Source organism: Desulfomonile tiedjei, from assembly GCA_016212925.1.
Classification (GTDB): domain Bacteria; phylum Desulfobacterota; class Desulfomonilia; order Desulfomonilales; family Desulfomonilaceae; genus JACRDF01.
This window is the reverse complement of the sequence record JACRDF010000050.1, coordinates 140,037-161,512: the sequence shown is the minus strand read 5'-3', so window position 1 is coordinate 161,512 and position 21,476 is coordinate 140,037. Positions and strand designations below refer to the sequence as shown.

The 21,476-nt window shown below is 53.7% G+C and carries 23 protein-coding genes; 10 read left to right on the top strand and 13 right to left on the bottom strand.

The window, feature by feature from the left end; genetic code table 11:
* Window positions 1-57 precede the first annotated feature (57 nt).
* From HY913_22910 to HY913_22895, 4 genes are all read left to right on the top strand, one after another.
* Window positions 58-477 carry a glycine cleavage system protein H gene (locus tag HY913_22910; GenBank protein MBI4966149.1) on the top strand — a complete coding sequence of 140 codons (420 nt, stop codon included), beginning with the start codon at window positions 58-60 and terminating at the stop codon, window positions 475-477.
* A gap of 4 nt (window positions 478-481) precedes the next feature.
* Window positions 482-1,675, top strand: coding sequence for a (Fe-S)-binding protein (locus HY913_22905; GenBank protein MBI4966148.1), 1,194 nt, complete (start codon window positions 482-484; stop codon window positions 1,673-1,675).
* Between the two features lie 40 nt (window positions 1,676-1,715).
* Window positions 1,716-2,849, top strand: a complete 1,134-nt coding sequence (locus tag HY913_22900) for a glycerate kinase (protein ID MBI4966147.1) — start codon at window positions 1,716-1,718, stop codon at window positions 2,847-2,849.
* A 65-nt stretch (window positions 2,850-2,914) separates the two neighbouring features.
* The gene (locus HY913_22895) at window positions 2,915-3,964 is read left to right on the top strand and encodes a lipoate--protein ligase family protein (GenBank protein MBI4966146.1); all 1,050 of its coding nucleotides are present in this window, start codon (window positions 2,915-2,917) and stop codon (window positions 3,962-3,964) included.
* Between the two features lie 519 nt (window positions 3,965-4,483).
* On the opposite strand, the gene HY913_22890 is transcribed toward HY913_22895, so the two are convergent.
* Window positions 4,484-4,666, bottom strand: a complete 183-nt coding sequence (locus HY913_22890; GenBank protein ID MBI4966145.1) for a hypothetical protein — start codon at window positions 4,664-4,666, stop codon at window positions 4,484-4,486.
* A gap of 94 nt (window positions 4,667-4,760) precedes the next feature.
* Between HY913_22890 and HY913_22885 the strand changes: the two genes are divergently transcribed.
* Together HY913_22885 and HY913_22880 are read left to right on the top strand one after the other, a co-directional pair.
* Window positions 4,761-6,287, top strand: coding sequence for an Nramp family divalent metal transporter (locus HY913_22885; GenBank protein MBI4966144.1), 1,527 nt, complete (start codon window positions 4,761-4,763; stop codon window positions 6,285-6,287).
* A gap of 514 nt (window positions 6,288-6,801) precedes the next feature.
* Window positions 6,802-7,677: an NAD(P)-dependent oxidoreductase gene (locus HY913_22880; protein MBI4966143.1), complete on the top strand. Its 876-nt coding sequence runs from the start codon at window positions 6,802-6,804 to the stop codon at window positions 7,675-7,677.
* An 862-nt stretch (window positions 7,678-8,539) separates the two neighbouring features.
* Here the strand turns inward: HY913_22880 and HY913_22875 are convergent.
* From HY913_22875 to HY913_22845, 7 genes are all read right to left on the bottom strand, one after another.
* A complete protein-coding gene (locus HY913_22875; protein MBI4966142.1) occupies window positions 8,540-9,376 on the bottom strand; it encodes a substrate-binding domain-containing protein in 837 nt (278 codons plus the stop codon).
* A gap of 112 nt (window positions 9,377-9,488) precedes the next feature.
* Entirely contained in the window at window positions 9,489-10,283 is a 795-nt protein-coding gene (locus tag HY913_22870) for a substrate-binding domain-containing protein (protein MBI4966141.1), read from the bottom strand.
* 600 nt (window positions 10,284-10,883) lie between these two features.
* Window positions 10,884-12,047 carry a sigma-54-dependent Fis family transcriptional regulator gene (locus HY913_22865; GenBank protein MBI4966140.1) on the bottom strand — a complete coding sequence of 388 codons (1,164 nt, stop codon included), beginning with the start codon at window positions 12,045-12,047 and terminating at the stop codon, window positions 10,884-10,886.
* Between the two features lie 377 nt (window positions 12,048-12,424).
* A complete protein-coding gene (locus tag HY913_22860; protein ID MBI4966139.1) occupies window positions 12,425-13,303 on the bottom strand; it encodes an ATP phosphoribosyltransferase in 879 nt (292 codons plus the stop codon).
* On the bottom strand, window positions 13,296-13,667 hold the full coding sequence (gene hisI, locus HY913_22855; GenBank protein MBI4966138.1) for a phosphoribosyl-AMP cyclohydrolase: 372 nt from the start codon (window positions 13,665-13,667) through the stop codon (window positions 13,296-13,298). Before hisI ends, HY913_22860 begins: the two co-directional genes overlap by 8 nt.
* Window positions 13,667-14,068: a hypothetical protein gene (locus HY913_22850; protein MBI4966137.1), complete on the bottom strand. Its 402-nt coding sequence runs from the start codon at window positions 14,066-14,068 to the stop codon at window positions 13,667-13,669. The genes hisI and HY913_22850 overlap by 1 nt, the downstream gene beginning before the upstream one ends.
* A gap of 201 nt (window positions 14,069-14,269) precedes the next feature.
* Complete coding sequence (locus HY913_22845) at window positions 14,270-14,410, bottom strand: membrane lipoprotein lipid attachment site-containing protein (protein MBI4966136.1); 141 nt, start codon at window positions 14,408-14,410, stop codon at window positions 14,270-14,272.
* Window positions 14,411-14,707: 297 nt separating this feature from the next.
* Between HY913_22845 and HY913_22840 the strand changes: the two genes are divergently transcribed.
* A complete protein-coding gene (locus HY913_22840) occupies window positions 14,708-15,166 on the top strand; it encodes a hypothetical protein (GenBank protein ID MBI4966135.1) in 459 nt (152 codons plus the stop codon).
* A 110-nt stretch (window positions 15,167-15,276) separates the two neighbouring features.
* On the opposite strand, the gene trxB is transcribed toward HY913_22840, so the two are convergent.
* From trxB to HY913_22820, 4 genes are read right to left on the bottom strand one after another with little or no spacing between them, the layout of a single operon-like run.
* Window positions 15,277-16,194 (bottom strand): thioredoxin-disulfide reductase, encoded by a 918-nt coding sequence (gene trxB / locus HY913_22835; GenBank protein ID MBI4966134.1) that lies wholly within the window; start codon window positions 16,192-16,194, stop codon window positions 15,277-15,279.
* Window positions 16,195-16,198: 4 nt separating this feature from the next.
* Window positions 16,199-16,528, bottom strand: coding sequence for a thioredoxin (gene trxA, locus HY913_22830; GenBank protein ID MBI4966133.1), 330 nt, complete (start codon window positions 16,526-16,528; stop codon window positions 16,199-16,201).
* A 20-nt stretch (window positions 16,529-16,548) separates the two neighbouring features.
* Window positions 16,549-16,791 carry a zf-HC2 domain-containing protein gene (locus tag HY913_22825; protein MBI4966132.1) on the bottom strand — a complete coding sequence of 81 codons (243 nt, stop codon included), beginning with the start codon at window positions 16,789-16,791 and terminating at the stop codon, window positions 16,549-16,551.
* Complete coding sequence (locus HY913_22820; GenBank protein ID MBI4966131.1) at window positions 16,788-17,411, bottom strand: sigma-70 family RNA polymerase sigma factor; 624 nt, start codon at window positions 17,409-17,411, stop codon at window positions 16,788-16,790. The genes HY913_22825 and HY913_22820 overlap by 4 nt, the downstream gene beginning before the upstream one ends.
* 525 nt (window positions 17,412-17,936) lie before the next feature.
* On the opposite strand from HY913_22820, the gene HY913_22815 reads away from it, so the two are divergent.
* Window positions 17,937-18,749 carry an NAD-dependent deacylase gene (locus tag HY913_22815; protein ID MBI4966130.1) on the top strand — a complete coding sequence of 271 codons (813 nt, stop codon included), beginning with the start codon at window positions 17,937-17,939 and terminating at the stop codon, window positions 18,747-18,749.
* Window positions 18,750-19,239: 490 nt separating this feature from the next.
* Here HY913_22815 and HY913_22810 read toward each other — a convergent pair whose 3' ends face one another.
* Window positions 19,240-19,989 carry a hypothetical protein gene (locus HY913_22810; GenBank protein ID MBI4966129.1) on the bottom strand — a complete coding sequence of 250 codons (750 nt, stop codon included), beginning with the start codon at window positions 19,987-19,989 and terminating at the stop codon, window positions 19,240-19,242.
* 734 nt (window positions 19,990-20,723) lie between these two features.
* On the opposite strand from HY913_22810, the gene HY913_22805 reads away from it, so the two are divergent.
* Both HY913_22805 and HY913_22800 read left to right on the top strand, forming a co-directional pair.
* Window positions 20,724-21,092 (top strand): type II toxin-antitoxin system RelE/ParE family toxin, encoded by a 369-nt coding sequence (locus tag HY913_22805; GenBank protein ID MBI4966128.1) that lies wholly within the window; start codon window positions 20,724-20,726, stop codon window positions 21,090-21,092.
* The gene (locus tag HY913_22800) at window positions 21,082-21,420 is read left to right on the top strand and encodes an XRE family transcriptional regulator (protein ID MBI4966127.1); all 339 of its coding nucleotides are present in this window, start codon (window positions 21,082-21,084) and stop codon (window positions 21,418-21,420) included. The genes HY913_22805 and HY913_22800 overlap by 11 nt, the downstream gene beginning before the upstream one ends.
* The last annotated feature ends 56 nt before the right edge of the window (window positions 21,421-21,476 follow it).

Below are 21,476 nucleotides of genomic sequence, written 5' to 3'. Positions count from 1 at the left end.
CGGTAGCAAAGGCCAGGAGCGGGCGTGACCTCGATATATTGGTTATGGAGGCAGTGGATGGAAATACAAGGCTATAACCTTCCAGATGAGCTGTATTATGAGGAGCATCACTTCTGGGTAAGGTCAGACGGCGGCGTTCTTGTGATGGGTATGACTGATTTTGCGCAAGAGATGGCGGGTAAAATCGTATTCGTCCAGCTCCCGGAGCCGGGCAAGGCCCTTTCTGTTGGGAAGAAGTTCGCGAAATTGGAGTCAGGAAAGTGGGTGGGAAAGGTCTTCGCTCCGGTAGACGGAGTCCTGGCCGCTTCCAACATGGCTTTGGAAACCAATCCCGGCCTCATCAATCAGGACTGTTATTCGGCCGGCTGGATGTACAAGATCACACCCAATGACTCGGCCGACATGGAAAAACTGATTCATGGGGCTGAGGCCGTCACTGCATGGATGTTGCCTGAGATCGAGAAAATCAAGGGGTAATGGCGTGTCCAACCTGGACTACAGCTTCCGCAGGCTTCTCGAAATTGAGGCGTGCACTGCTTGCCGGATCTGCGCTGAGGTGTGCCCCGCGGTGGAGGCCGCGGGAGAGGGCCGTCTTTCCGGAATCTATCGCCTGGCCAAGCTGAAGGAGATCCTCAGAGCGCGAACAGCGCTGTGGCGGCGACTATTCGGCCGGAGAGAACCTGCGGCCTCGGAATGGCGGGATTTCAGTCAAACTGTCTTCCGATGCACCTTGTGCGGAAATTGTCAGGAAGTTTGTCCTGCGGGGATTCACCTGAAGGACCTCTGGCTGGACGTACGGCAGGATTTAAACCATTCGCTATATTATCCTGAGAAGATCGACGCTATCCGGCAAAACCTGGCCGAGAGCCGCAACGTGTTCGCAGAGGACAATGAAGAGCGGGCTGAGTGGGTGGAAGATTGCGACGATTCCTCCGAAGACGGCTTCTGCAAAGAAAAGGCGGAAATCGTGTTCTTCACGGGGTGTGTAGCGGCTTTTTACCCCGTCGCGCAGCAAATTCCGGTGGCCCTTGCCGAGATTTTGACGGTGGCGGAAGTAGATTTCACGCTTCTGGGCTCGGACGAATGGTGCTGCGGTTTTCCCATGCTGGGGGCCGGACTGGGCGATCAGGCACAGGATTTCATTACCCATAATCTCGCGGCTGTGGCGGCCAAAGGGGCAAGCAGCGTCTTATTCTCCTGTCCTTCGTGTTATCAAATGTGGCAGGAGCATTATCCTTACCCCGGCCATCTGTCGATCTTCCATTCCACGCAGTTCCTGCTGCGGCTCGTCCGCGAAAAGCGACTGAAGTTCAAAGGTCTTCCTTTCAAAGTGACTTACCACGATCCCTGCGATCTGGGGCGCGGGGCCAGGGAATTCGAGGCAGCCAGGGCCGTGATCCGCTCTATTCCCGGGGTCGAGCTGGTGGAATTGGAACGCAACCGAGAGAACGCCCGGTGCTGCGGCGGCGGTGGCAACCTGGAGATGATAGACGGGGAACTCTCCAGCCGTATCACGGAACGGAAAATCAAAGAAATCATGGCAACCGGAGCCCAAGCTGTGGTGACCTCATGCCAACAGTGCGTGAGAACTATTACCACTTGGGTCCGGCGTAATGAAGTCCCTCTTCAGGTCCTGGACATAACCCAGCTCGTCAGAAAGGCGCTCGACGACTGAGGTGGCGCCTGCACCCGGCGAAAGGCCGAAGGAAAGTAACATGAAGATCCTGGTGGCTCCCAATGCGCTGAAGGGTTCGGTCTCCGCGGTAGAGGCAGCGGAAAGGATCGGCCTGGGGTTGAAAAGATCCGGTCTGGACGTGATTGTGGATCTCATGCCCATAGCGGATGGCGGCGACGACACTATGGATGTTCTGGTCGCGTCGGGCGGTGAAGTCCGCGAAGTCGAAGTGCTTGATCCTTTAGGCAGGGCGATACGCTCTAAATTCGCTTTGCTTGGAGACGGAAACACCGCAGTGGTGGAGATGGCGCGGGCCTCGGGACTCAAGCTTTTGAAGCCTTCTGAGCGGAATCCACTCATAACCAGTACGTACGGCACGGGCCAGCTCATAGCCGCGGCGATCGAGGCCGGTGCCAAACGCGTGATAGTCGGGATAGGCGGCAGCGCTACCAATGACGGCGGGGTTGGTTGCGCCATGGCTCTGGGCTTGCGGATCGAGGACTCGGAAGGGCGAAGTGTCCCTGGTGAAGGCGGCTCCTTGAAGCGGGTGCGCCGAATTATAGTCGACGAAATGATGCCTGCGCTCAATGATGTAGACATTTGGGTGGCCTGTGATGTTGACAATCCGCTGTTGGGGCCGCGCGGCGCTTCAGCCGTGTTCGGTCCTCAGAAGAACGCTACCCCTGAACAGGTCCTGGAACTGGAAGACAATCTGGCCCATTTTTACGGCTTGGTGGCAGAAACTCTCGGTTTGGACATGCGCGAACACCCCGGCGCGGGTGCGGCAGGCGGATTGGGGGCTGGTTTGATGACGTTTCTCAAGGGCCGGCCGAGGAGCGGGGTTGATCTGGTGCTGGAATATTTGGACCTGCCGAAACGCCTCGAAGGGGTTGACATGGTCATCACGGCTGAGGGGCGCATGGACCGACAGACTTTAGGTGGCAAAGGTCCTATTGGTTTGGCCAGGCGCGCCATCGAGTACGGTGTCCCGACCATCGCACTTGTGGGTTCAGTGGGAGAGGGCGAAGAGGAGCTTCATGAGGCCGGTATGAGAGCCATCTTTCCTATAGTCCCCGGACCGATGGACCTGGCGGAGGCAATGGAAACCGGAGCAGAGCTTCTCGAAAAAGCAGCGGCTAGAATAGGACGCGTTCTCTCTCTTATCCGAAACTGACAGTCTATAGTGAATGCCGGTCCTTTAAACGAGCTGGGGACCGGCATGAAAAGGCGGAAGTGACCGTGGACTTGTATTGCTTGGGCAGCGTCCCGTGGCAAGAATCACAACTCTGTTATCATGCGTTGGCCCATTTGGGGCGCGAGGCATTGGCGCTGGTCTCGCCGGCTACCCACTATGTTTGCGTCGGCTATCATCAGGATGCTCGCAAAGAGATCGCCATGGATTTTTGTCAAGGCCACGGCATTCCCGTTTTCAGGAGGGAAGTAGGTGGAGGGGCTGTTTATTTGGACGGCGATCAGCTCTTCTTCCAGGTAGTGCTTCGCAGAGACTCACCTTTGGTCCCAATGAAGAAAGAGGCCTTCTACAGGAAGTTCCTTCAACCGGTTATCGACGTCTACCGCCAAATCGGCATACCGGCTGAGTACAAGCCCATCAACGATATCCTGGCGGGGACAAAGAAAATTTCAGGGACCGGAGCCGGTGAGATTGGCGACTGCGTTGTCTTTGTCGGAAATCTCATAGTTGATTTCAACTACAAGATGATGTCGCGTGTCTTAAAGGTGCCTGATGAAAAGTTCCGCGACAGAGTTCACAAGACCATTGAAGCCAACCTGACTACCATTCGCAGAGAGCTTGGCGCGAAAGATGCCAACCGGTGGAGCGAATCCGCGCTGAACGGCCTGGTCGTCAAAGAATTCGAGAAAATATTGGGGCCGCTTCAGCCGCGGAAAGTGGATGACATCCTGCGGGCCAAGATGGAAGCGTTGGGCAGAGTAATGACCACCGAAGAGTGGCTCTACAGACGCGGCAGGCCTTCGAATGGTCGTAATATGAGAATCCGCTCGGGGGTCAACCTGGTCCATAAGGTTCATAAGGCCCCGGGCGGTCTTATCCGTGCTGATTTCGAGATCAGGGAAGAGAGATATAGCGCTGTTGCCCTGACAGGGGATTGGTTTTGCCACCCCCGCGATGCGATTCCGGCCCTTGAATCGCGGATTGAGGGCGTGTCACCGGCAGAACTAAGAGCCGTACTGGAGGAATTCTATAACAAGAACCAACTGGAGACCCCAGGGATAGCCTTGGAGGACTGGATAGAAGTCCTCAAGGCATAGCCCGGTCCTAGGGAAACTGTCTCAGAATTCAAACTTGGGCAGAAATCGTAGCACGAATGGCCCTCACCCTGTCCCTCTCCCGCGGGGAGAGGGGACTCAAAAAGTGGCTCCTCAAACGCCACTTCTCCCTCTGGGAGAGGGTTGGGGTGAGGGTGGTGAACCCCATGCCAACGTCAGTCGTGCCACGATTTGGAAGTGCTCTCGGATTCTGAGACAGTTTCTAGATGCCGGCCCTGGACTTCGTGTCCAGCCTTTGGCCCTGCGGCAGTGAAGTGAAAAGCTACGCAGCGACTCTTTCAAAGCCGACGGGCTGGTCACAAAAAGCGCGTGATTTATCGGCCAAGGTGCGCGATGTTTCGAAATCTTTGGTCCAATGTCTCACGGATGAAATCCGGTTTTCCTCATTCTCAGCGTTTAGGCCAGCAATCTCCAAAATTTCAAGAAGTTTCTCACATTGCCTGAGGTGGTGTGGTCTGCCGTCAGGACGGTCGCGAGGGGAGGTGATCCCGGGGAAAGACCTCATACTAAGAGCACAGCCGGCTGCTCGGGTGCTTCGCTGATCCTGTGACTTGCCCCAGTGTCGACCGGCGCGGCCAGTCTAACGAATCGCGTCCGGTGATCGCTGAAACGCCCGATTATCTCAAATCCCATTCCTTCTTTATCCTTGTGGCACAGGTTCTTCGCTTCGGAGGTAAGTGACATGGACACTTTCCTGCTCGCAATCTCCGGCGTCAACTGTGAATGAGATTTCAAGGGGTCGACGACTCCATCTCACGTTGAACTAAGGAGGATGAATATGGGTAATCAGAAAAATGAAGCCTCAGGTGGATCGATCCAGATCGGGGTCAGTCGCCCTCCGCTTCCATTGACCGACATTCCTACGCCGGAAGAGGTTTTCAATAAACCCGTGATCGGCGGCAAAGAACTCATTACGTGTGTGCTTGGCCCGAGTATGATCGCCTTGGGGGTGTCCATCGGAAGCGGCGAGTGGTTGCTGGGGCCTTTGGGATTCGGCAAGTTCGGCTTCATAGGGCTCGGTTTTCTCGTCATGATTTCGGCTGTACTCCAGACCTTTTACAATGTGGAGAACGGACGTTTTACGCTGGCTACGGGCGAAGTTCCGGTCGTCGCGTTCGCGCGCACTCCTCCGGGCTATAAGTTCTGGATTCCCGTAACTGTGGTTCTTATCTACCTTGGATGGTTCTGGGGTGGTTGGGCCTCCGCGGCCGGACAAAGCCTCTACGCGCTGTATCTTGGCGGTCCCGTGAATATGAAGGACCCCGGCTCATTGCAGACGGTGCGCATTGTCGCCATCCTTTTAATGATCTTATCGTTGGTCATCTACATGTTCGGCAAGAAAATCGTCAGGACTATGGAGGCCATTGACACGTTTCTGGTGTTCTTTATCCTGGCGGTGTTGATCACTTTGACTATCGTATTCGCACCGGCAAAGATGTGGGGAGAGATGCTGGCCAGCATCGTGACCCCCGCGGGGCCTCCCAAAGGGATTGATGCCACAACCCTCGGTGCCATCATCGGTTACACAGGTTTTGGAACCGGCTTCAATTTCATGCTGATCAATTACTATCGCGACCATGGGTACGCGATGGGGCATAGATGCGGATTCTACTCAGGTATCATCGGCGGCACCACGCAGGAAGTGCTGCCCTCCGGCTGCACTTTCACCGATACCGAACAGAACAGGAAGACCTGGAAGCGCTGGTTCCGGTTTCTGCTCCTTGACCAGTGGGGAGTTTTCTTTGTAGGCGCGATGATTGGAATGTTCATCCCCAGCATGCTGGTTGTTTCACTTGCCGTGACGCCCGGCGCTGAAGTGCCCTCAGTCGCAAACATGCCCGTTTATGCCGCGGTGGAGTTGGGAAAGAAAGCGGCTTGGCTGTTTCCCTTCATCCTGTTCATCGGCGCGCTGATTTTGTTCAAGACACAAACCACGATTTTGGAGATGCTGATCAGGAATACGACCGATGCCGCCATCGCCGTGAGCCCACGACTGCAAGCCTGGATCGGAGGCGACCCGCGTAAGTTTTACTACCTCCTGGCGATCTGCTTGATCATCTTGATCGGTATCATCATTCACTTGGCGCTGCCGACCAAGTTGCTGCAATATGCAGCGAACATGGCGAATCTCGCATCCCTTATCTACCCGATCATCTTGATCTACCTGAACAGCAAACTACCCAAACCCGCGCGGTCTAAGTGGTGGTCACATGCGCTTATGATTGCGAACGTGGTATTCTTTGGGTTCTTCTTCTTCAACTTCCTGTCTCTGGAGTTCACGGGAGCACCGCTTGTCAAGTTCTAAGTTGGTGGCATGCGTGCCTGCTGAAGCGTAAGCAACTATTGGAACCTCGCCGGGGAACGAAAGCCTGTTCCCCGGCATTCGTCTTCAAATCCTTGCCAAAGCCCCTTATGCCAATGCGCTTTCGTACAAGTGAACATGGCGGGCATCCCGCGTCCCGCGGGACCGCCACCATATGGTAGTGGCCGGCGTCCCTGCCGGCCATTGCTAATGCCCCCTTTTTGAACGCGCATCGGTATTGCTCATTATAGTGATTCTCGAAAGTTCCTTCTGAATGGACCCGTCCCGCGTTGGCGGGACACCCATAAGTTGATCCGTGATCGCTTTCGAGAACTGCTATAATAATTGCGAAACGGCCTCAATTACATTCTGATGCATGGACATCATGTTGGGTTGGGGCCGGCCTTGACTCAACAAGCACAGAGGACCATGATCAATTCACTGAGAATAGGGTGGCAGGGCATGCGGGCGCTGGTCTGCCTCAAGCCTGATGAACGGTTATCGAAAGGAGAATCTGTTGAAGGTCGCATTTGTAGGACTGGGCACCATGGGAGGGCCGATGGCCTTGAATGTAATGAAGGCCGGCCACGATCTCATTGTTCATAACCGCACGGGGAACAGAGAAGAACTTTTGGCCGCTCAAGGGGCCAAACGTGCCCCGTCGCCGCGAGAGGCCGCGAAAGAGGCGGAGGTGATTGTAACCTGTCTCAGCGATACCCCGGACGTGGAAGAAGTCATTTTGAGAGACGACGGCATCATTCATGGGGCAAAACCGGACGCCGTGGTGGTGGATATGTCCAGCATCAGCCCCGATGCCACTCGGAGAATGGCCCAGGCGTTGGGAGCAAAGGGGATCAGGATGGTCGATGCCCCTGTATCCGGGGGCTCTGAGGGCGCCAAGCAGGGTACACTTGCCATCATGGTGGGCGGTGACCCCGAAGACGTGGAAAGGGTCTTGCCGGTGCTGAAGTCCATGGGCACCAAGATCACCCATGTGGGACCCATCGGGGCAGGCCAACTCACCAAAGCAATCAATCAAATCGTTATCGCCGGGACGTATCTCAGCGTTGCCGAAGGAGTGGCCCTGGGGCTCAAAGCAGGCTTGGACATGGAAAAGGTGGTCGAGGCCATCAGCACAGGTGCAGCCGCTTCGTGGGTGTTGACGAACCGTTCACGGAACATGATCGACAACAGCTACCCCCTGGGTTTTCGGGTCAGGCTTCACCAGAAGGACCTGGGAATCGCTCTGGAGGCGGCGAAAAGGCTCGGCGTGACTCTACCGGTGGCCGCCATGATGGACCAGATCGAGACCGGTCTTGTCACCAGAGGTTACGGTGACGAGGACGTCTCGGCCGTGGCCCGCAGCATAAGGGAACAGTCCGGTATCGACTGATACGAACTTCCATGGCGGCGAGCGCCACAACGAATTATGAAAACGACAGTAGCGCCGTCCCGCGCTGAACGCGGGATTGCTGGTGGTCTTCGAGGCGTTCTCATAGGAAGTGTCCGGAAATGGTGTCCGATTGTGAAAAGCGCCTCTTGGAAATCAGTAGGTGCCGGCCTCCGTGCCGGCACATTTTTTATAGCCGGACAAACTATACCGGTTGCCAAAAGCAATGTCCGTTTGGCCGGAAGATAATCAATCTGTTCTCCAGATCGTATCTACGGGGCCTACTTTTCAAGTGCGTTATAACGCCCGTCGTTCCCGCGAAGGCGGGAACCCGGGAAATCCCGCGAGACGCAGGACTGGATTCCTGCCTTCGCAGGAATGACGGAATGGAGTGCTTGCCAATCGGACAAGAAATATGTCAACCGCTCTATACCCGTTCTTCAAAGTAATCACTGATTGGCCGAGGTGCGCCTCTGGTGGCTTCATTTTGACCCGCCCTACATTTGTAGTCCCAAGCTTGGTCTCATCTCCCGTGGGGCGGCCTATTGGCCGCCGTTGACCTGACCAGCACTCAGATTTCATTTCGCGACGACACTTGAGAATCACTATGGATCACTTATTAAAAAGTGCTTTGGTACAATTAATCTTTGCAGACGAACAGGTAAAAAATGTCAATGCGGGGGAGCAATTCCGACGCCATCTCTCCCACTGCCAAGAAAGAGATTGCCCTACGTGCGGCAGGATCGGTTTGCGCCCCGCAATGACACACTGAAATCAGTTTCTGGAGCCAAAAAGCTGCAAGGGACTACGGGAATGAGCCTTATCTTACTTGTGGCTTCGCCCCCGGGTGCCCGACATCTTGAGTCTACTGGGCCTCCTTTTCTGCAAAACCTAATAACCCCTGGATACACGAATTATCCGACCTTGAGTTCCAATACATGAGAAACGGTATGGAAATAGGATAAGACGTTTCCTTTGAAACTCCGCCGGCCAACTGATAGGGCGCGGAATTTGCGTCTTTCTTTATTTTTATTAGCTTGACGCCTCTCTCATCCAATTTCTCGAAAAAAACCGTCGTGGTGGGGATGTAGCCAATCCCGTAAGATCTGCTGCAGACGGTGACAGTGGTGTTGTAAGAACTCATCACCATGCTGTCTTTCGCGTAAGGAGCCCCATGGAGCACCTTCTCTTGAAACAACACACCTGCTCCCGTTTCCGGAACCGCTCGAACAGTAACTCTGACAGGTTCATTCGGGCCGCCGACTTCAGCCCAATTGACGACGTCGCCTCTGAATATTTTTGCCAACTGTTCCATAGTCAGCTCGGTTACGGGGTTCTTGATATTCGTGATGACCGCAAGGCCTATGTGGCCGATAAACCTCGATTGCAGGGTCACAGCCATCGATTCGGTCTTCTTGGTTTCTTCCGCAGTTATCTTCCTGGTGACCATAGCTATGTCCAATTCCCCGTCTGTAAGCCTCTGGAAGCCGAGCCCCGTGGTGCCACCGGTGACGACAAATGAACAGCTAGGCGCTTCCTTCACGTACGCATCCGCATAAGTTTGAACCACGTCTGATAACAAACCGGCCCCACCAATTCGGATCACTTTCTTTTCCTGCGCCAGGGCTTCCGGAATAAAAGTCACGCAACAAATCCAAAAGACGGTAAGAATTGTCGTGACCACCACTCTTGTTTTGTTCATGGCCTGTCCTCCTTGGGCTTTGTGGGGTGCCCACATCAGCCTCCGAGATCAATCCCGGTTTTACGCTCGACCGCTATCACCATGCCGCGGTCACGTTCGACGGTTGAGCCGTCTATTTGCAGGACGGACGGGCAACCCGACTCGAATAAAAGTTGAAAAAAGCTCTTGCCGCATCCGTGGCTTTCTTCCAGTCTATATATAGGTACAGCGGCTGAACAAACGGATAGGTCCCACAGTTCACCGTTTCTTTGGACGGCAAGATCGCTACCGACCGTTCATCCTTTTTAATTGCCAGCAATTTTACCGGTGGTTCAAAGCCTGTTTCTTCAAATCGCAAAAGTGTCACGGCATTCGATAGCTCCGATAATGGTTTCTTCTCAGCCGACATTTGGGCCGCAGGGGTCTTAAGAAAGGTGTGGGCAAAGTATTCCATCATATCTACCGACTGCTTGCCCATTACAACCGGCAAAATAGGTTCATCCCGACCGCCGACCTCATTCCACATCTTACATTTACCCGTGAAAACTCTTCTTACCTGGTCTACGGTGAGTTCATTGATAGGATTTGCAGGATTAACCCCGACGGCGATTCCGACTCGCTCGACAATCGTCTCCTTGATTTCCATACCCCTGTGGTCAGCCTCTCTGATTTCTTCTCTTCGCATCTTTCGAGATGTCATAGCCACTTCACATTGCCTATCCAACAGAGACCGGATGGCCTCATGGTTACCATCGTCGCGGGCTCGTTTTCCTAGGCTGGCCTCTGACGAGTCAACACGGTGCCGGTCCATCAGTCGAACGATGGGTTCATATGTCCCATCTCTCGTCGCTTCCCCCTGGTTGGCATGGACTCCAATCCATGTTAGGCCATTGAAGGCCAGTACCAGTGCAATCAGGCCAGCTTTCATGGATGGTCGATTCCTCAATTCTCCCTCATCCTTCGATGGCTCCCGTAGCGATTTCCCACAGCAGTCGCGAAAACCGAGGAGGAGTCGGTGAGGCCAGGCGTCTTGCCCAGCCTTAGTGGGCATGCGAGCCGTCTGTCCCACCACTGTGAGGTCAGGCTTCTTCCGAACATGGCAATCAGACGGAATTTTTGGCCATTGCTATGATCTCTGGTTGACATGGCTCTTCACCCCGACAGGTGCTTTGGCGAATCGTCGTAAATTTTCTGTTCTTGTGACTCAAAGGTGCCGGACATCGGACAGGTTTGGGGGCAAGACCCCCATTTTTCAGCCTCACGCTGATTTGACGGAAGAAGCATTTTGCGTGCCACAATTCTTTTGTGATCTTTGTCAGTTTATTTGCGTGTGAATTGGAGGTGTTACAGCTACCGCTATTGGATCTGAGAGAAACCGCGAATTCGACAGGGGGAGCGATATGCGTGAGTCTCACGCTATGGGATTAGTGACTAAATAATATCAGTAAATTATGGGATAATTCTGATAAGCGAGGGTCACGCAGTGAGACATTATTCGGTATAATATCCGTATGTTAGCGCGAATATATCACGAGTGAAAATCACGCAGGAGGGCAGGGCGTTGGAGCGCTTTTCGCTCACTCATCCCCAGAGATTTCATCTGGTGGGCTAAGGCATGACGCGAGATCTTTAGAAGGCGTGCAGCGCTCTGCTTGTTCCCGGCAGCGCGTCGCAAAGCCTCCATGATTAGCGAACGCTTGATACTGTCAGAAACCTCGTGAATTGAACGATCCTTCGGAAACCTCACAGTCACGGACCAGTCTTCCGAACTCGTGGCAAAATCCAGAGATGAAAGCCGTATTCGGCCGTCATGGGAAAGTATCAATGCCCTCTCCAGCAAGTTGCTCAGCTCTCGAACATTTCCGGGCCAGGAGTGGCCCATGAGCACATCCAAGACCCCTTGATCTATTTGAGAAGGAGAGACCGAAAGCCCCATTTCCGCGGCAAGTCTGGACTGAATCTGGCGGACGAGAACCGGGATGTCTTCCGTTCTCTCGCGCAATGGAGGAACGGTGATGGCAAACACATTGAGGCGGTAATACAGGTCTTCACGGAAACGGCCTTCAGCGACCTCTTGGTCCAGGGGTTTATTGGTAGCGGCAATGAGGCGCGCGTTGACTGAAATAGAGGCCTCACCTCCTACCCGTGTGAAGGAGCGTGTGTCCAGAAAGGTGAGTAGTTTCGCCTGCAAAACCGGGGAAAGGTCGCCCACTTCGTTCAGGAGTAGAGTTCCTCCTTGCGCCAGTTCCAGGAGCCCCCGCTTTCTGCCGCGAGCGCCGGTAAACGCGCCGGGCTCATGCCCGAACAACTCGGACTCCGACAAATCAGTAGAAACGGCCGCACAGTTTACAGTGAAAAAAGGGCCATCGGAGCGCCTTGAGTGGTCGTGAATGTAACGAGCCAGGTAATCCTTCCCGCTTCCGCTTTCACCCAGTAGCAGGACAATGGTATCTGTTGCGGCGGCATTTCTTGCTTTGGCCAATGCCCGCCGTATGGCCTCCGATGAAAAATCCGGTTCCAAAGATCCCGAAGCCCCCAGGGTAGCATCTCCCAAGTAGGACCGCCGAACCGACTTCCGCAGCAGGCTGATCTCTTCATCCTTAAGTCGCTCGCGCAGCGCGTTGGATACCGAGAGCAAAAGCTCATCGGGCTCGAAGGGTTTGGTAAGATAGTCGCTTGCACCCAGCCGCATGGCCTTCACCGCGGCGCGGAGCGAACTGTGGCCGGTTATGATTATATAACGAGCGCTGGGATGTTCTTCGCGAAGCTCAGTCATCAAGGTGATGCCGTCCACGTCCGGGAGTCTCAAGTCGACGAGGACAACGTCCGGGAAAATACCGGATACCGCGCGGCGGGCTTCCACGCCGCTGTGTGCGCCCACGGCCTGAAAGCCCTCGACTCTCAAGAAGGACTCCAGCTGCTTCACTAGAGCCACATTGTCATCGACGATAAGAACCGATCCGGTCATTTCAGCTTGTTCCCCCACATCGAGAAAAACCTCCGACAAAAGAGGCCGATTGGAGGGTTGAAAACGGGAAAGGTCCAGGCACAGCTTTGAACATCCTAATATTAAACAACCTTGTTAAGAGCATACTCGATTATGCCTGTAGCACCGGCCTTGAGCAATTTCGGTATGAGTGAGCGAACAACCTCCTCAGAAACCACCGACTCAACGGCGAACCAGTCCGACTTGTACAATCCCGCTACGGTGGGGGCGTTCAAGGAGGGGAGCAAACCCACCACCTGATCGACTAACTCCTTCGGAACGTTCATTTTGAGTCCCACCATCTTGCGAGCCTCCAGGGCTGCCTGAAGCAAGAGGTGTATCTGGTCGATCTTCTCTCTCTTGAAAGGGTGCTCGTACGCTGCTCTGTTTGCTATGAACTGCGTGTTGGTCGTCAGCAAGGTATGGATGATTCGCAGGCCATTGGCCCTGAGGGTGCTACCGGTCTCGGTCACGTCCACAATAGCGTCCACCACTCCTTCATTGACCTTAGCCTCGGTGCTGCCCCATGAGAATTCCACTTCCACGGGAATCCCGCGCTCCGCGAAGAATCTCTTGGTGTACGCGACCAGTTCCGTGGCAATACGCTTGCCTGCAAGATCCTCCGGCACCTTATAGTCCGACTCCGCGTCCACGGCCAACACCCAACGCGCAGGGGCCTGTGAGACCTTTGAATAGACCAGATCGTCAATAATCTTCACGTCCGAGCCGTTCTCCAGAATCCAGTCCTTCCCGGTAAGGCCCGCGTCGAATGTCCCGGCCTCAACATACCGTGAAATCTCTTGGGCCCTGAGGCGGGCCATTATGATCTCATCGTCGTCCACGCTGGGGAAGTAGCTGCGGGGTGAAATAGTGATGTTCCACCCGGCCCTGCGAAAAAGATCGACAGTAGCCTGTTCGAGGCTTCCTTTAGGGATTACAAGCTTGAGTGCGTCCTTAGTCATCTATGTCTTGAAAGTCTCCTTCGGGGGTTATGCGTCGGAAAAAGCAACTCCACCTTCGAGTGTGGCATGCGCCCTTTCCGCGCTGTTCTACCAGCAGCAGGATGGTGTCTTCATCGCAGTCCACCAGAACTTCCTTCACTACCTGTATGTCGCCCGAGGTGTCGCCTTTGCGCCACAGTTCTTTTCTGGAACGGCTCCAGTAACAGGCCCTCCCTTCTCGAAGGGTGGTCTCCAGGGCTTCCCGGTTCATATAGGCCATCATGAGGACCTTGCCGGTGCGAACGTCCTGGGCAATGGCCGGCACAAGCCCACCGCTCTTCTCAAAATCCACTTCCGGTTTCACGACCGGCTCCGAGGACCCCATCACGACTCCTCCTGTGGCTCGGTCATAAATTCCTGTTCTCTGGCACGGAGAATGCCCATGACTATGTTTGCGGCAACCTGAGCAACCTGGGGGTCAACGGTCCGATCGATCACTCCGCTCAACAGGTTATTAAGCATCCTGACAGCATCGCCGGCATCATTAACCAGCAGGCCCTCTTGGACATGGCCGGTTTCCCGAGACATGCCGGAGCCCGCTCGTGGCTGCGGATTACTTTGGGCTTGGCCGCGCACACCCCTGCTCTCCAAAATTTCAGCAAAGCACTCTATAGCCTCGGGGGTGTAATCGTCCTTTTCCTCTTTGAGGATACGCAGTATCTCCTCCGTGGGATAGGACTCGAGACGCTCTCTGTCCACGCTGTGTTCATTTTTTTTCTTCCACATTGCAACCTCCGGGTCCGCGTTCTTTTGCCTGGACCCTTACTAGAACAGTCCGCGAAACTACTCAAGCAACAGGCGTGAACCCGAACACTGCCCCACAAGCGGTTCCGTGCTTCGAAGACCGCGCCTCAATGCCTCTGCTTACCGGCGCTGGTTCCAACGCTAAGAATATCATGATTTCGGTCAAAAAGGGGAGTAGACAGTCTACCTTATGAGGAAATCGACTATTCGGATTGTCTGATCATCGCGTTCCCATTCCATGTCATCGACCCACTTCCAAACCTTGCTCCAAGAGCAACCCGAAAGCATCAGGAGCGCGATTGCAACCAGTAGCCATTTCTTCATAAAAATCCTCGATTTGGAGGCAGGAGACATTTCCCGGCGGATCATGCCGGAATTTATCATACATCACAATTAGAAAGGAGGCAAGTGAGAATTATATAAACTTGTTTCTAGATAATATCGACATTATCTGGATATAATGCGTAAATTTCTTGAATTATTTTTTTCGTTATGATAGGATCGGCCTATGAATCAGCCCTGGGCGCGGTCCGTAGCAACAACACAACTTTCGGGCCGGGAAAGACTCACGGCTCGCCTGTCCGACAAAGGCCGGTGAATATGCCGATACCGGAGGACCAAATGAAGAGAATTGTGACCCTGGCCATGGCGCTGGCGCTCACCGCCGCAATGGGCAGTTGGTGCCTGGCTTATGAGACCGATTTCGACGACCTGCGCAGATTTGACCGCAACCTGCCGGGATGGAAGCTGGGCCGGGGTATAGTGAATATCCTCGGCGCGCCGAATGAATTATTCTCGAACATAACCAACGGCGCCATTGATGGAATGTACTGGGGTGCGTACGACGAGGGATTCCAGGGAGCGGTGGGCGGTTCGCTCAACGGGATGATAGCGGGAACCTTTCCGGGGCTCTCCAAGATGGTTAGGCGAATGACTACCGGCGCGCTCGAGGTGCTGACTTTCTGGAAGCCGGAGTACGGCCCGACGGTTGATCCGACCTACGGCACCAGATGCCGAGCGTTCCCCACATCAGATTATTTCGATCCCGATCCGTATTGGTACTGGGGGCCGCCTAGATAAGGCCGGGAATTTGACCTCGTAAGCGCAGAAGATCGCTGAGGTCTTCGGAATCCGGGATTCGGTTGCCGAGAACCTGGAATCGGCGTGAGACGGCCGGCCTTTGTTATTTGTTAAAGGCTTTCCAAGTACTGTTGAGCGCTGAAAGCGGCCAAAGCGCCATCGCCCACTGCTGTGGAAATCTGGCGCAGGTTCTTGGATCTTACATCTCCTGCTGCGAAGACTCCGGGACGCGAAGACACCATATTCCTGTCGGTGACGATGAACCCCCTATCGTCGGTCTCCACCACATCTTGAAAGCCCTGAGTGTTGGGGTGTAGTCCCACGTAGAAAAAGACACCTCCCACAGGGAGGACCTTTTCCGCCCCGTCAATCACGGAGCAAATCTTCAGACCCTTAACCTCCGCGTCGCCCAATACCGCAACGGGAACAGAGTTCCACTGGACTGTTATGTTAGGATTGGCAAAGGCTTTTTCCTGGATCTCTTTCACCGCGCGTAATTGATCTCGCCTATGGATTATATGAACCCGCGAGGCAAACCTCGTCAAATAGACGGCCTCTTCCACAGCGGAATCTCCCCCGCCTACCACGGCAACCTCCAGGTCCGCGAAAAAAGGTCCATCGCATACTGCACAATAGCTGACCCCACGTCCTGCCAACTTCACTTCACCAGGGATACCCAACTTCACGGGGGATGCTCCCGTGGCAAGAATCAGCGCACGACAATTATTTGACTCACCGGATTCACTTTCAATCACAAAACCCTGTTTGGTGGGTACGATAAGCCTGACATCTTGTTGAACAATTTCCAGCCCAAACTTCTTCGCGTGGGATTCCATCCTTCGGGCAAGTTCGACGCCCAAGACAGGCTCTTCGAAGCCGGGGTAATTGTCCACCACCTCGGTGGCGGTCATCTGGCCTCCGGGAATTCCTTTTTCCAGGAGAAGCGCAGGTATCCTCGCCCGGGATGCATAAATTCCCGCGGTAAGGCCCGCAGGCCCCCCTCCCAAAATGACAAGTTCGCGCTGCATTTTTTCAGACCTTGTCGAGCAATTCCTTGATGCGGCTCTTGGGAACCGCTCCCACGATCTGATCTACTACCTGGCCGTCCTTGAACAGCATCAGAGTGGGTATTCCCCTCACACCGTACTTTGCCGGAGTCTGTTTATTCTCGTCCACATTGAGTTTGGCAACTTTGATCTTTCCTTCATATTCGGCCGCCAACTCTTCCACCACGGGGCCAACGGTCCTGCAGGGTCCGCACCACGCGGCCCAGAAATCTACAAGCGCCGGCACGTCCGATTGAAGGATCTGCGACTCAAAATCGCCGTCACCGACATGCAAAAGGTTTTCATTTTCAGACATTTGGATACTCCTCTCTAATATTAAGGGTGGAGATTTTTGCAGCGCTGTTTCAAGAACGCCTTTAATCTATCACGGACTTCTTCGGGCATATCGTCCGAAATCCCCTTGGAGCAGACCTCAACGGCACTCTTGAGGGATTTGTATTCGAGCGCGCAAGGGGAGCAAGCAGCCAGATGCTCTTCAATAAGCTTGCACTCGCTTTCGCTCAGTTCTCCTTCCATATAGTCGGAAAACTGATCGCAAAATTCTCTGCACTTCTTCATTTCGATTTAGCAATTCTCCGGCTCGATGCCAGATCTTTTTCCATGTAATAGGCTGACAAAGTCTCTCGAACGGAATTCCTGGCCCTGTGAAGACGGGACTTCACCGCGGCCACAGAAGAATCCATTATTTTGGAAACTTCTTCAAGGGAAAAACCTTCCACGTCCCTCAAAACCATTACCGACCGATACAGAACGGGTAGTCCGTCTATTGCCTCTTCGATCTTCCTTCGACCCTCATCCGACAAGAGGATATCGAGCGGGGTGTTGCAGAACTCTGCTGAAGCAGGGAAAAACGGCAGGTCCGTTCGGGGCTTGATGTCATCGTCGTACTCGACGCTATCCGGACGACTCTTTCTCAGATACATCAGAGCCGCATTGGTGGCGATCCTGAAAAGCCAGGTCGAAAAGGATGATGCTCCGGCAAATCCCTTCAGTCCTTTGTAGGCACTTAAGAAAGTTTCCTGCAACAGGTCCTCGGCCACCTGGCCGTCACCGACCATCTTCCTTAAATGTCTGTAGATCCTACCTTGATATCTTTCAACAAGTTCCTCGAAGGCGTCATAATCCCCGGCGATCACTTTTGCTATTACTAAATTGTCCTGTTCCTTTTTGGCGCACATGGCATGAACACGTATCAACTTCTTGACTTAATTCCATCGTAATTCACCTTATAAACATAGTATTGGTCCCGTCTTTCTGTCAAGGCCCGACGCTTCCCGGGCGGCTTGAAACGGCTCTCATACCACTTGCCATTAAAGTCATATAACGATTGTCAAAATTTTTGTCGTTTTTCATCCGGCTCTGCAAGAGTACGGATTGCCACATAGGTGCCATTGCCTCCGGGTTCCGAAGGAACAGGAGGTGCCGGCTCATGAATAGGGGATCGTCTTAACTCCGCTGCTGGAACGGCGCGCGTAAAATCCACCTCTTGTCGCTTCGCGACCTGCGGGTGGGACCGTCCCGCGCAGAACGCGGGATTGCCGGTCATTCTAATAGACAGGCTGGAAGCCTGTCCCACCGAACATCCGGACCACCCACGAGGGACAATTGCCGTGCCCACCCTCATCTGGGAAATCCTTAGCCCCGCAAAAAAGGTTGCGCTGTTTAACTCCGCCATATATCATTAAGAAAAGCGAGGAACCCCCATGGAAGCCCTTATTGCCCAGACAGCGGAGAAGCTCGCCAAGGCAAAAAATGCAGTGGCGCTTACCGGAGCCGGAGTCAGCACAGAGTCAGGCATACCTGATTTCAGAAGTCCCGGAGGGCTCTGGACAAAAATCGATCCCGGAGAGTTTTCCATAGATCGTTTCCTGCAAAACCCTTCCCGCTTCTGGCGCCTTCACCTTGAGTTGAAAATGTCCGGGGACTTCGATATGGCCTCGGCAGAGCCCAATCCGGCCCACTATGCCCTGGCGCGAATGGAGCAGATGGGCTTTCTCAAGTGCCTCATCACTCAAAATGTGGATAACCTCCACCAAAGGGCCGGCTCGGTGGAAGTCGTGGAATTCCACGGCAACCTGCTGAGGGCGGCATGCATGAAATGCAGGGCCCTGGAGCCGATCGGCCGGGTGGAAGATCGACTGGCCCAGGGTGAGGAAGAAGCCCCTCGGTGCGTAAAATGCGGCGGATTGCTCAAGCCTGATGCGGTTTTTTTCGGGGAAGCAATCCCTTCAAGGGCCCTGATGGTATCTCAGGTCCAAACCCAAAAATGCGATCTGCTTCTCGTGGTAGGCACATCCCTCCAAGTGTTCCCCGCGGCTCAGATTCCCCTGACCGTGAAACTGAAAAACCCGCCTGCAACAGTCGTGGAGATTAACCGTGAACCTTCCGCCATGCACGAACAGGTCACTGATATCCTACTGCTTGGAAGCGCAGGCGAAATCCTCACAAAGGTTATGGACTGCCTGGACGGGAACCATTCAGCCAGCCCGGTTTCGTCCAAATGGGGCCAGATCTGAGCCCTCGGCATGCTTTCACCCAGTCGTAATCTAAAGAATAGCCTATATCCGTTCTCAAAAGTTATCATGGATTGACTCCCGGGTGCCACGGACCTGGTCTCGGCCAGGTCCGTGCCGGCGTTTTGGGAAAACAGTAAGGTTGTCCCCCGCATTGAACACCAAATTGAACAGCGAGCTGATGGTACGGCAAAGCTGGGAATCTTCCGAGTCATCGTGGCGATAGAACTGACAGGAAGCACGGACCTGGTAAGACCCAGGTCCGTGGCACCCAATACAGAAGGCATCGTTCGATGGAAAGGAGCTACGATACTTGTTCCCTAAAGCTCTTCCCGAATGAGATCGTCCCGCGTGGGCGGGACACCTACAAATTAACCGTGTTTCCTTTCGAGAACTACTCTAGTGGAATCATTGTACTAAGGACACGTGCCGTAGTTTGCGGGGGTAGGGCGGGCGTAATGTGGCCGAAAGAGATTAACGCAGAAAGCTGTGGCTAGAACAAAAGAGAGGTTTCGAGGAAAAAGCCCATCCTATTCATATCAAGGGTGTCTCGGTCACGCTTGAACTTGATGTGCGAGAATCTATAACCACCATTAACACACCAGGTCCACAGGCGATTGATAGGAATATCCACCGCGGCCGCAGCTTCCCAGTCCCAGGTTTCCAGACTCTGATAATTCCACCAGTTGACCCGGGCTGAGATGTTCGGCCGTAAAGAGATGCCGTCCATGATCGGGTAGAAAGTCCCGTGTATTCCTAAAGACGGTACGACCCGGGTACTGTCGTCCGAATAGTTGTAAGTGATGCCCCCTACTGTCACATTCCGCACTTTCGTTTCCACTTTGAGTATGTCCAGATCCCCATTGGCTCCGAATAGAAGTTGAGGGGTCATATAGAAATCAAGATCATAGCCCATTCGAAAATCAGTGACTTTGAGGCTCGAATCGCCTCGCGATTCATCGTAAATACTAGATGGCTCAAGCCTGAATCTGAACACATGTATGTTGTCCAGTCTGAAATTGGTAAAAAAGTCCCAGACCAGTTTGTCTTTTTTGATCCCAAGGTTTTCGGTTAGGCCAAGCTTGGTGCGGTCGGGCTCAATAAGATCCCCTTCGAGTTGAGAGAACCACATTCTGGAACCTGAAACAATTCTTACGTACGAGGGGACCTCCCAGGCATGGACATTGCCGAGGAGAAGAAAGCACAGAATAGTAAGCCATGATATTACGAGAAGTTTTTTCATTGTTTCGGCCTGCCGCAGGGTCAAGCTATAAATTACTTTAACAAATGCACGCAAGTCATATAATCTTTTTGTTAATTTGTCAATTAAAAGCGAAAAGGCAAGGTCGAGTCCGCGGCTTCATTCCGAAGGCCGAATGCAATGTCGGAAAATAAGAAGTGGTGGCGGCAAAAGCAATCGGCGGGCGCGGCCCGCCCTACGGGAGGCGTGTTTCCAATGGTAGGACGGGCCGTGCCCGCCGTGATTTTGGCAGGCAAACTGACCGGTAGGGCCGGCATTCCTCTGGTCAATGGCGGCGACCGGCAAGATGCCGGTCCTGCTGCTTGTCAGGCCAACCGGGTGGGATGCGATGGGAGCCGGTTACCGCGAACGATATGGTTCCCGCTGGTCACCGCATCCTACGCGCTGGGTTTCGCGGCAGGTGAAGAGAGGACCCCTTTGAGAACGGAATGTCCCATCTATTGGCATCGCAGACATGTGAATCGTGAGACGGAATTATGCCCCCGACAAGTAGTAAGCAAAATATGCAGAAAACCATGAAAGGTAAAGACACGCCAAGAGTAGGCAGTTTTATCGAAAGGGAGATGTGGCGAATTCAGAGGGGTCATAATTCAGATGGAGACTACTGAATATACCAACGGGTTTCTTTGATAGCCGTCTACTCTGTGTGCCATAGTCCGTCAAAAAAGGTTGTTTATACCCTTGACGGTATATATCTTAAAGGGTATATTGTTAACATGAAATGGGACATCGAGTACACGGATGAGTTTGGCGAGTGGTGGGACAGTCTTACCGAAGGAGAGCAAGAATCAGTAAGAGCTAGCGTTAAACTTCTAGGCGATTATGGTCCAAGCCTTCCTTTCCCCCACTCCAGTGGTGTCAAAGGGTCAGGGCACAAGCATATGCGTGAATCACGGATTCAGCACGCTGGCCGCCCCTTTCGTGTGCTCCATGCCTTCGATCCTCGCCGGTGCGCGATTTTACTGATCGGTGGAGACAAAACTGGAAATGATCGCTGGTATGAGGAGTATGTGCCCATTGCAGATCGGCTTTATGATGAACACTTGGAGACACTAAAGAAGGAGGACTCAAAAAATGGCTCGTAAATTTGCTGAACTAGAAGCCAAAATGTCCGCCAAAGCAATCGACCGTTCTGATGCGCGCTATCGAAAAATGGTTGCTGAAATGGCACTGCACGAATTGAGACGTGCGCGAGGAATGTCTCAAGCGAGGCTTGCTGAGGCGTTGCACATCAAACAACCCAACGTAGCCAAGCTGGAAAAACGCACCGACATCTATATCTCAACGCTACGAGCGACGATTGAGGCAATGGGAGGGACTCTCGACATCGTGGCTTGTTTTCCTGATGGTAAAGTGAAGATCACGAATTTCTCGTCTATCGACGAAGGTGAGACGGCTACAGCCGAAAACTGAGTTGTGTCTATGGGTAGATCGAAAAATCAATGGGTCTTGTCACCAAGATAAGTCTC